Raw genomic sequence first — 10,573 nt, forward strand, 5'->3', positions numbered from 1 at the left:
GGTCTTCGACCTGCGCCCGGCCGCGATCATCCGCGACCTCGACCTGCTGCGCCCGATCTACGCCCAGACCGCCGCGTACGGGCACTTCGGCCGTGAGCTGCCCGACTTCACCTGGGAGCGCACCGACCGCGTGGACGCCCTCCGCGCGGCCGCCGGTTTCTAGGACCGGTCAGGTCACAGCGTCGTACCAAGCATGACAGCGGGGCCCGGACACCGAACGCGGTGGCCGGGCCCCGCCGCTGCGCGCGGCCGTCGCTGTCAGTGCCGTCTGGTAGGAATTTGGCTGTGAGCAGCGAGAACGAGCAGTCCGCCGAACCCGGTGCCGGGGCGCCGGAGCAGCTTGCGCTGATCCGGGAGACGGTGCGCCAGGCCAAGGTGCCCCGCGCCAAGCCGCGCACCTGGCGCGGCGCCGCGCTGGCCGGGCAGCTGCCCGTGGCCCGGGTGCTGGTCAACAAGGGCGTCCTCCACCTCGACCAGTTCTTCGACTACGCGGTCCCCGAGGAGCTGGACGCCGACGCCCAGCCGGGCGTCCGGGTCCGGGTGCGGTTCGGCGCCGGACGCCACAACGTCCAGGGCGGGCGGCGCGAGGGCGGCGGCCTGATCGACGGGTTCATCGTCGAGCGCCGCGCCGAGTCCGACTACCAGGGCACGCTGGCCGCCCTCGCCTACGTGGTCTCCCCGGAGCCCGTCCTCGGGCCCGAGCTGCTCGCCCTCTCCCGCGCCGTGGCCGACCGGTACGCGGGCAGCCTCGCCGACGTCCTCCAGCTCGCCGTCCCGCCCCGCAACGGCCGCGCCGAGTCCAAGCCCTCCCCCCAGCCGCTGCCGCCGCCCCCGCCCCCGGAGCCGGGCACCTGGGAGCGGTACGCACAGGGCCCCGGCTTCCTCCGCGCCCTGGCCGAGGGCGGTGCGCCCAGGGCGGTCTGGACGGCCCTGCCGGGGCCCCACTGGCCCGCCGAGATCGCCCGAGCCGTCGCCGCGACGCTCTCCTCGGGGCGCGGCGCGCTCGTCGTCGTCCCGGACGGGCGGGTCGCCGGGCGGATCGACGCCGCCCTGACCGAGCTGCTCGGTGCGGGCCGGCACGCCCTGCTCACCGCCGACTCCGGCCCCGAGAAGCGCTACCGCCAGTGGCTCGCGGTGCGCCGGGGCTCGGTCCGGGCGGTCGTCGGGACCCGCGCCGCCATGTTCGCCCCGGTGCGGGACCTCGGCCTGGTCGCCGTCTGGGACGACGGGGACTCCAGCCACAGCGACACCAACGCCCCCTTCCCGCACGTCCGCGAGGTCCTGGAGTTGCGGGCCACCCAGGGCCGGTGCGCCTTCCTGCTCGGCGGGACGAGCTGCACGGTCGAGGCCGCCCAGCTCGTCGAGAGCGGCTGGGCGCTGCCCCTGATCGCGGACCGGGAGCAGCTGCGCCGGGCCGCCCCCCTCATCCGTACGGTCGGCGACGGCGAGCTGGCCCGGGACGGCGCCGCCCGCTCCGCCCGGCTGCCCAGCCTCGCCTGGCAGACCGTGCGCGACGGCCTGCGCAGCGGCCCGGTGCTGGTCCAGGTGCCCCGCCGGGGGTACGCCCCCCGCCTCGCTTGCGAGCGCTGCCGCACCCCCGCCCGCTGCCGCCACTGCGCCGGCCCCCTGGAGGCGCCGGACCAGCAGGACCTGAACTGCGCCTGGTGCGGGCAGGCCGAGCGCGCCTGGCACTGCGCGGAGTGCGGCTCCCACCGGCTGCGGGCCCAGATCGTCGGCGCCCGCCGCACCGCCGAGGAGCTGGGCCGGGCCTTTCCCGCCGTGCCCGTCCGCACCTCGGGGCGCGACCACGTCCTGGACGCGGTGCCCGCCGCCCCCGCGCTGGTCGTCTCCACCCCCGGTGCCGAGCCCGTCGCCGAGGGCGGGTACGCGGCGGCGCTGCTCCTGGACGGCTGGGCCATGCTCGGCAGGCCCGACCTGCGGGCGGGGGAGGAGGCGCTGCGCCGGTGGACGGCGGCGGGGGCCCTGGTGCGGGGGCAGGAGGAGGGCGGCACGGTGGTGATCGTCGCCGAGCCGACGCTGCGCCCGGTGCAGGCGCTGGTCCGCTGGGACCCGGCCGGCTTCGCCCGGCGGGAGCTGGCGGACCGGGCCGAGCTGCGCTTCCCGCCGGTCTCCCGGATGGCGTCGGTGACGGGCCCCGCCGAGGCCCTGGCCTCCTTCCTCGCGGCTGCCGGACTGCCGCCGGAGGCCGAGATCCTGGGCCCGGTGCCGGTCCCCTCGGCCGAGCCGGGGCGCCCGCGCAGACCGTCGGACGCGCCGCCGGGCGAGAGCTGGGAGCGCGTTCTGGTCCGGGTGGTCCCCGGGCGCGGGGCGGCGCTCGCCGGTGCCCTGAAGACGGCACAGGCGGCGCGTACGGCCAAGGGCGGGGGAGACCAGGTGCGGATCAGGATCGATCCGCCGGACATCGGCTGAGGGGCCCGGTCGGGTGGCGTCCGAGAGCCTGCCGGGCAGGGAGACGGGGCCGGGCGTGGGGCGGCGGGCCGGGGAGACCGCCGCTCCAGTCGCGTACCTGCGCCGCAGTGCCGTCCTGCGGTACCTGCGCCACAGCGCCGTACTGCCGTACCTGCGCCACAGTGCCGTACTGCCGTACCTGGGTCAGAGTGCCCTACCGCGCCACAGCGCCGTATCCGCGCCGTAGCGCCCCGCACGGGGCCGCCCTGCCGCGACCGGCGCGGCGGGGCAGGGCAGACGGGCAGACGGGCGTGCGGTCAGCCGTTGCGCGGGCCGGGGAAGGCCCCCGGGCGCAGCTCCTCGCGGGCGGGCTGCTGGCCCGTGGACGGCTGCGGCGGCATCGAGCGGGCCGCGGGTACGGAGGGCACCGGGGAGACGGCGCCGCCGGAGGACGTCCCCGGCAGGCCGGGGACCACGGAGACCGGGCGGGGCGTCGGCGTGGTCTCGGTCTTCGCCGGGGTGGCGGACTGCGCGGTGGCCCGGCGCGTGCCGTAACGGCGGTGCACCGCCTGCTTGGTGACCCCCAGCGCCGAGCCCACCGCGTCCCAGGAGAAGCCGAGCGAGCGGTCGAAGTCCACCGCGGCGGTGACCAGGGTCTCGACGCTGTCCCGCAGCTCCTGGGCGAGGCGGACGGTGGGGGCCGGGGCCCTGCCGTAGACGACGAAGCCCGCGGAGGGACCGGAGCGGCGCGGACGGTAGACGTTGCCCAGCTGAGCGGTGAGTGTGCGCAGCGCGTCCACCTGCCGCCGGACCCGCTCGATGTCCCGCACCAGGAGATGCAGGCTGGCCCGCGCTTGGGCGTCGTGGGTTGCGTGGTCGGCCATGAAGAAGCCTCTCGAACCGGCGTTGAAAGGGATCGGGCCGCATCGGGGCGGCCCGCTTCGGTCAATCTCCTTTGACCAACGCCCGAGCCGGGTGTGTGGTCACGCTATCGGGGCGTATGTGCCTGTGCACGGGGCGTGCGCGGCGCGCGTGCGCCCCCTGGCCGCCGTGCGATCGCAGCAGGCGGGCCGGGAGCGTTCCGGGGCGAGCCCCTAGACTGGTGTGCTGCTCGTCACCGTACGTCCTGGCCCCCGCAGGGCCCGAGAGTCCGAGAAGCCCGAGAGGCAGTCAGCCACCCATGAAGCTCGTCTTCGCCGGCACCCCTGAGGTCGCCGTCCCCGCCCTGGACGCCCTGATCGCCTCCGACCGCCACGAGGTGGCCGCCGTCGTGACCCGTCCCGACGCCCCCGCCGGGCGCGGCCGCCGGCTGGTGGCCAGTCCGGTGGCCGAGCGGGCGGCGGAGGCCGGGATCGAGGTCCTCAGGCCGGCGAACCCCCGCGACGAGGAGTTCCTCGCCCGGCTGCGGGAGATCGCCCCGGACTGCTGCCCGGTGGTCGCCTACGGCGCCCTGCTGCCCAAGGTCGCCCTGGACGTGCCGGCCCGCGGCTGGGTCAACCTGCACTTCTCGCTGCTGCCTGCCTGGCGCGGCGCGGCGCCCGTCCAGCACTCCGTGATGGCCGGGGACGAGGTGACCGGTGCCTCGACCTTCCTGATCGAGGAGGGGCTGGACTCCGGCCCGGTCTTCGGCGTCCTCACCGAGGAGATCCGCCCCACCGACACCAGCGGCGACCTGCTCACCCGCCTCGCCTTCGCCGGTGCCGGACTGCTCGCGGCCACCATGGACGGCATCGAGGACGGCACCCTGCACGCCGTGGAGCAGCCCCCCCAGGGCGTCACCCTGGCCCCGAAGATCACCGTGGAGGACGCCCGGATCGACTGGTCGGCCCCCGCCCTGCGCGTCGACCGGGTGGTGCGCGGCTGCACCCCCGCGCCCGGCGCCTGGACCCTGTTCCGGGGCGAGCGGCTCAAGCTCATCCAGGCGACGCCCGTCCTGGACCGCACCGACCTGGCCCCCGGTGAGCTGTCGGCGGCGAAGAACAACGTGTACGTGGGCACCGGGTCGCACGCCGTCGAGCTGCTCTGGGTCCAGCCGCAGGGCAAGAAGCCGATGAAGGCCGCCGACTGGGCGCGCGGCGTCCGGATCGCCCACGGCGAACTGCTGGGTCTCTGACCCCGCGCCGGGCCGCCGCCCGGGGGCCGGGGCGGCCGGGAACGCCTCCCGCCTTCCGTTCGGGCGCCCGGGGACGGCGACGTACGCTGGGAGGGTTCGCCCCTCTCACCCTCTGCGGAGCACCTTTCACGTGAACGACCAGCCGCGTCGCCGTCCCGCCAAGCCCCACCGCCGTCCCCAGAAGGACCCCGTCCGCTTCCTCGCCTTCGAGGCGCTGCGGGCCGTCGACGAGCGGGACGCGTACGCCAACCTCGCCCTGCCCCCGCTGTTGAAGAAGGCCCGCGCCAAGGGCGACTTCGACGGCCGGGACGCGGCGCTGGCCACCGAGCTGGTCTACGGGACGCTGCGCCGCCAGGGCACGTACGACGCGATCGTCGCGGCCTGCATCGACCGGCCGCTCCGCGAGGTCGACCCGCCGGTCCTCGACGTCCTCAACATGGGCGTCCACCAGCTGCTCGGCACCCGCATCCCCACCCACGCGGCCGTCTCCGCCAGTGTGGAGCTGGCCCGGGTGGTGCTGGGCGAGGGGCGCGCGAAGTTCGTCAACGCGGTGCTGCGCAAGGTCTCCGCGCACGACCTGGACGGCTGGGTGGAGAAGGTCGCGCCCGCCTACGAGGAGGACGCCGAGGACCACCTCTCCATCGTCCACTCGCACCCGCGCTGGATCGTCTCGGCGCTCTGGGACGCGCTCGGCGGGGGCCGCGCCGGGATCGAGGACCTGCTGGAGGCCGACAACGAGCGGCCCGAGGTGACCCTGGTGGCCCGCCCCGGCCGCTCCACCACCGACGAGCTGGTCGAGGCCCTGGGCGAGGAGAACTCGCTGCCGGGCCGCTGGTCGCCCCATGCCGTACGGATGGCCGAGGGCGGCGAGCCCGGTGCGCTGACGGCGGTCCAGGAGGGCCGGGCGGGCGTCCAGGACGAGGGCAGCCAGCTGGTGGCCGCCGCGCTGGCCGCCGCCCCTGTGGAGGGCCGGGACACCCGCTGGCTGGACGGCTGCGCCGGCCCCGGTGGCAAGGCCGCCCTGCTGGCCGCCCTCGCCGCCGAGCGGGGCGCGACCCTGCTGGCCGCCGAGAAGCAGCCGCACCGGGCGCGGCTGGTGGAGCGGGCGCTCGGCGGCAACCCGGGCCCGTACCAGGTGGTCACCGCCGACGGCACCCGCCCGCCGTGGCTGCCCGGCACCTTCGACCGCGTCCTGATGGACGTGCCGTGCTCGGGCCTGGGGGCGCTGCGCCGCCGCCCGGAGGCCCGCTGGCGGCGTCGCGCCGAGGACCTGGAGAGCTTCGCCCCGCTCCAGCGCGGGCTGCTGCGCGAGGCGTTGAAGGCCGTACGGGTCGGCGGGGTCGTCGGCTACGCGACCTGCTCGCCGCACCTCGCGGAGACCCGGGTGGTCGTCGAGGACGTACTGAAGGGGCGCGGCGGTGAGCCGGTGGAGGCCGAGTGGGTCGACGCCCGACCGCTGATGCCGGGGGTGTCCGCGCTGGGGGAGGGGCCGGACGTCCAGCTGTGGCCGCATGTGCACGGGACGGACGCCATGTATCTGGCTCTGCTGCGCAGGACCGGCTGAATATCGTTCCGTCAGAAGGCGGGACCGGACAGCAAAAGAACGGTAAAGCGCAGGCAAAATGCCGGGAATGCGTGGACTGTGATGGCCGGGTGAGGCTTTGGCGACCGCCGAGGCGGGGAACCGGCGCGGAACGTGGCAGGCTTGGGTCATGGCGCAGATCAACCCCAGCATCCTGTCCGCCGATTTCGCGCGTCTCGCCGAGGAGGCGAAGGCCGTCGAAGGCGCGGACTGGCTCCATGTCGACGTGATGGACAATCACTTCGTGCCCAACCTGACCCTCGGCGTGCCGATCGTCGAGGCGCTCGGCAAGGCCACGGACACCCCGCTGGACTGCCACCTCATGATCGAGGACCCGGACCGCTGGGCCCCTCAGTACGTCGAGGCGGGGGCCGGCTCGGTCACCTTCCACGCGGAGGCCGCGGCGGCGCCGGTGCGCCTCGCGCGGGAGATCCGGGCGAAGGGGGCGCGGGCGTCGATGGCGCTCAAGCCCGCGACGCCGGTCGAGCCGTACGAGGACCTGCTCCCCGAGCTCGACATGCTGCTGATCATGACGGTCGAACCGGGCTTCGGCGGCCAGGCCTTCCTGGACATCATGCTGCCGAAGATCCGCCGCAGCCGGGAGCTGATCAGCAAGCACGGCCTGGAGCTGTGGCTCCAGGTCGACGGCGGGGTCTCCGCCTCCACGATCGAGCGGTGCGCCGAGGCGGGCGCCGACGTCTTCGTCGCGGGGTCGGCGGTGTACGGGGCCAACGACCCGGCGGCGGCGGTACGCGGCCTGCGGGCCCAGGCGGAGGCGGTCACGGCCGCCGCGCCCTGGGCGTGCGGCCACTGAGCAAAGGGCGGATGAACGCGGCCCGACGGGGCTGATCAAGGATCGCCGGATCTGACAGGATGAAGGCGTATCGGGCGTGTGAACAGCAGTGAGGAGATCGCGGTGTCTGGCATCTCGGCGGGTCGGTCAGCCATGCGGATGGGACCCGCGGAGCTGGTGCAGGCGGCGGCCATGGCCCGCCGGTTCTACCTGGAGGGCAAGTCCAAGATCCAGATCGCGGAGGAGTTCGGCGTCAGCCGCTTCAAGGTGGCCCGGGTCCTGGAGACAGCCCTGGAGCGTGATCTCGTACGGATCGAGATCCGGGTGCCGGCCGAGCTGGACGCCGAACGCTCCGACGCGCTCCGCGCCCGCTACGGGCTGCGCCACGCGGTCGTCGTCGAGTCCCCGGCCGAGGAGCAGGAGGACGCCCCCGACCCGGAGAACCTGGGCGAGGTCGCGGCCGACCTCCTCGGCGAGCTGGTGGCCGAGGGTGATGTGCTCGGCCTGGCCTGGGGCCGCTCCACCATCCATATGGCGGCGGCGCTGGACCGGCTTCCGCCCTGCACGGTCGTCCAGCTGACCGGCGTCTACGACGCGGGCACCGCCGAGCGCGGCTCCGTCGAGGCGGTCCGCCGGGCGGCCCAGGTCTCCGGCGGCGAGGCGCACCCCATCTACGCCCCCATGCTGCTGCCCGACCCGGCGACGGCGGCCGCGCTGCGCGAGCAGACGGGCATCGCCCGCGCCTTCGAGTACTTCGACAAGGTGACGGTCGCCGCGGTGTCGATCGGCTCCTGGGAGCCGGGCATCTCCACGGTCCACGACATGCTCTCCGACGCGGAGCGCGCCCACTACGCCTCCCTCGGTGTCGCCGCCGAGATGTCCGCGCACCTCTTCGACTCCGACGGCCGCCGGGTCGGCCGGGACCTGGGCGAGCGCTGCATCACCGTGGAGGCGGACCGGCTGCGCCGGATCCCCGAGGTGGTGGCGATCGCGGGCGGCCTGCGCAAGGCGGCGGCGATCGGCGCCGTACTGCGCTCGGGCCTGGTCACCAGCCTGGTGACGGACACCGCCGCGGCCGACTTCCTGCTCACCGAGTCGGCGGCCGGAGTCCGCCCGGCGCTGGAGCGGGCCGACCCGGACGGCGAGTGACCCGGGGCCGGCGACGGCCGTGACCGACGAAGGCCGGACACCCTCAGGGGTGCCCGGCCTTCTTCCGTACGGAGGTCGCTACGCCTGGCGCGGGGCCTCGGCCGCGCACGGAGCCGCCTGCGCGTGGTCGGGCGCTATGCCCAGCACGGTCTCCTCCAGATACTCGTCGGGCTCCTCGTACTGGCCCACGTCCGCCGGGTTGTAGCGCGGCGTCTGGCGCGACCAGTCCAGGTTCCCCCGCATCCAGCTGCGCATCCCCTCGAGGTAGGGCACCAGCAGACCGGTCAGCTCCGGGTACATCTCCAGCAGCTCGTCCTCGGCGGTCAGGAACCGCTCCGTCTCCAGGGCCAGCCGCTCCGCGACATGGTCCAGCGCCTGCTGCTCGCCCAGCCCCCGGTGGTGGCGGACCAGGTGGACGAGGTTGTGGATCTCGCCGAGCACCTGCTCCTTCTCGAAGGAGTAGACGTCGTTGGCCCAGCACACGTGGTTGCAGGAGGCTTCCAGCGCGGTGATGAACCGGGGGTCGTTGTGCAGCGACTCCGGAGCCTCGATACCGGTGACGATCTCTATGAGATCCATGCAGACGTGGATGGCCCCGGTGTGCCGCCGCTTGGCGATGTACGTGTCCTCCGACGGCACCACGTCGTTCGCGCGGTTGCCCGCCTCCCAGGTGGTGGCCGTGGTGAGGTAGGTGATCAGGTGCCAGGCGAACCGGGTCCGCCAGTGGGGCGCGGCATTCGGCGTCGTACGTTCCCACAGGTCCATCAGGGCGATCACGGCGGCCGGCAGCTCTTCGCCCGGCAGGGGCCTCGGGGCGGTGCCGTCCACGACGGCGCGCATCCGCTCCACCACGGTGCGTACCCGCTCGGGGGAGCGACCGAGATGGCCGTCGTCGAGCTGGTCGTCGACGAGGAAGAGCCAGACGAACCAGTCGGCCACCAGATCGAGGTGCTCGGGTCCGGCCGTCGGATAGACCATGCCGACGAACGCGCCGAAATCGGCTTGTACGAAGCGGTTCATCGCGGACTCGCGGTGCACCAGGCCCGTCTGTCTGATCCAGGTGGCCAGGTGACCGCGTGTGTGCCCGACGTGCGGGTTGGTCCGCTGGGGGAACGGACAGTAGATGTCCGGCAGTTCGCTGTCCACAGGCGGATCTGGATCCTCTCCGGTCAAACGGTGTGCCGAGGGTGTCGAGGCGCCGCGACGGCACCTCGGCCACCCCCGAGACCTGCGGCTTTGAAGCTACCTGACCCCTTGTCACCGGTCCAGGGATGGTGATCACGAATGATTCGAATCCCGTTCGGGTAGAGTCCGTGGGTAAGGCAGGTTCCCCTTGCCCAGGGCCCCCGACCGCTTCCCTGGAGGCCTCCAAGAGCCTTTTGGAGGAACAGACGAACGCGGGGGTCTTTTGCTGTGTCTTCATGGAGACGACCTGCACCGTTTCGTATGAAAAAATGAGTGTTATGCGCTTTCTTGAGCCGGGCACCGGTCGCTACACAGACTCCTCCGTCGTCCCGTACGACCTCACGTACGACGACGTCTTCATGGTTCCGGGCCGCTCCGCCGTCGGCTCCCGCCAGGCCGTGGACCTCACCTCGCCCGACGGGACGGGGACGACCATCCCGCTCGTGGTCGCCAACATGACCGCCATCGCGGGCCGCCGGATGGCCGAAACCGTCGCCCGCCGCGGCGGTCTCGTCGTCATCCCCCAGGACATCCCGATCGAGGTCGTCACGGACGTCGTCACCTGGGTCAAGACGCGCCACCTCGTCCTGGACACCCCGATCGAGCTGGCCCCCGGCCAGACCGTCGCCGACGCGCTGTCCCTGCTGCCCAAGCGGGCGCACGGCGCGGGCGTCGTCGTGGACGAGGGCCGCCGCCCGGTCGGCGTCGTCACCGACCACGACCTGACCGGCGTCGACCGCTTCACCCAGCTCTCCGAGGTGATGTCCAAGGACCTGGTCGTCCTGGACGCGGACATCGACCCGCGTGACGCGTTCAACAAGCTCGACGGTGCCAACCGCAAGCTCGCCCCCGCCGTGGACAAGGACGGCCGGCTCGTCGGCATCCTCACCCGCAAGGCCGCCCTGCGCGCCACCCTCTACACCCCCGCCACCGACGACCGGGGCCGGCTGCGCATCGCGGCCGCCGTCGGCATCAACGGCGATGTGGCCGGCAAGGCCAAGCAGCTCCTGGACGCGGGCGTCGACACGCTCGTCGTGGACACCGCCCACGGCCACCAGGAGTCCATGATCAGCGCAGTCCGCGCCGTACGCGCCCTGGACCCGCGGGTCCCGATCGTCGCCGGCAACATAGTCGCCGCCGAGGGCGTGCGGGACCTCATCGAGGCCGGGGCCGACATCATCAAGGTCGGCGTCGGCCCCGGCGCCATGTGCACCACCCGGATGATGACCGGCGTCGGCCGGCCGCAGTCGTCTCGTCGCTGCATGGCAAGCAGCTGATCAGCGTCGAAGGGCTCAAGCACCAGGGCAAGCTGCACAGCGTGCAGCAGGCCATGGTCGACTGC

At 74.1% G+C, this 10,573-nt stretch carries 8 protein-coding genes and 1 pseudogene; 7 read left to right on the plus strand and 2 right to left on the minus strand.

Going from position 1 to position 10,573, the window contains the following annotated elements; all coding sequences use genetic code 11:
• Both AB0917_RS31465 and AB0917_RS31470 read left to right on the plus strand, forming a co-directional pair.
• A partial coding sequence (locus AB0917_RS31465) for a methionine adenosyltransferase domain-containing protein (RefSeq protein WP_366823115.1) occupies positions 1–163 on the plus strand: 163 nt, incomplete at its 5' end.
• Between the two features lie 122 nt (positions 164–285).
• Positions 286–2,430, plus strand: coding sequence for a primosomal protein N' (locus AB0917_RS31470; RefSeq protein ID WP_366823108.1), 2,145 nt, complete (start codon positions 286–288; stop codon positions 2,428–2,430).
• Between the two features lie 296 nt (positions 2,431–2,726).
• On the opposite strand, the gene AB0917_RS31475 is transcribed toward AB0917_RS31470, so the two are convergent.
• A complete protein-coding gene (locus AB0917_RS31475) occupies positions 2,727–3,293 on the minus strand; it encodes a hypothetical protein (protein WP_366823109.1) in 567 nt (188 codons plus the stop codon).
• Positions 3,294–3,589: 296 nt separating this feature from the next.
• Between AB0917_RS31475 and fmt the strand changes: the two genes are divergently transcribed.
• The 4 genes from fmt (at position 3,590) to AB0917_RS31495 (ending at position 8,046) form a co-directional block, all read left to right on the plus strand.
• A complete protein-coding gene (gene fmt, locus AB0917_RS31480) occupies positions 3,590–4,522 on the plus strand; it encodes a methionyl-tRNA formyltransferase (protein ID WP_366823110.1) in 933 nt (310 codons plus the stop codon).
• Between the two features lie 130 nt (positions 4,523–4,652).
• On the plus strand, positions 4,653–6,086 hold the full coding sequence (locus tag AB0917_RS31485; protein ID WP_366823111.1) for a transcription antitermination factor NusB: 1,434 nt from the start codon (positions 4,653–4,655) through the stop codon (positions 6,084–6,086).
• Between the two features lie 148 nt (positions 6,087–6,234).
• Positions 6,235–6,918, plus strand: a complete 684-nt coding sequence (gene rpe / locus AB0917_RS31490) for a ribulose-phosphate 3-epimerase (protein ID WP_366823112.1) — start codon at positions 6,235–6,237, stop codon at positions 6,916–6,918.
• 132 nt (positions 6,919–7,050) lie between these two features.
• Positions 7,051–8,046, plus strand: a complete 996-nt coding sequence (locus AB0917_RS31495) for a sugar-binding domain-containing protein (RefSeq protein WP_366823113.1) — start codon at positions 7,051–7,053, stop codon at positions 8,044–8,046.
• A gap of 78 nt (positions 8,047–8,124) precedes the next feature.
• On the opposite strand, the gene AB0917_RS31500 is transcribed toward AB0917_RS31495, so the two are convergent.
• Positions 8,125–9,192 (minus strand): terpene cyclase, encoded by a 1,068-nt coding sequence (locus AB0917_RS31500; protein WP_366823114.1) that lies wholly within the window; start codon positions 9,190–9,192, stop codon positions 8,125–8,127.
• Positions 9,193–9,509: 317 nt separating this feature from the next.
• On the opposite strand from AB0917_RS31500, the pseudogene AB0917_RS31505 reads away from it, so the two are divergent.
• Positions 9,510–10,478: pseudogene (locus tag AB0917_RS31505) on the plus strand (IMP dehydrogenase); the annotation flags it as partial.
• Between the last annotated feature and the right edge of the window lie 95 nt (positions 10,479–10,573).

The sequence above is a fragment of the Streptomyces sp. NPDC007346 genome (assembly GCF_040703535.1).
GTDB lineage: Bacteria > Actinomycetota > Actinomycetes > Streptomycetales > Streptomycetaceae > Streptomyces.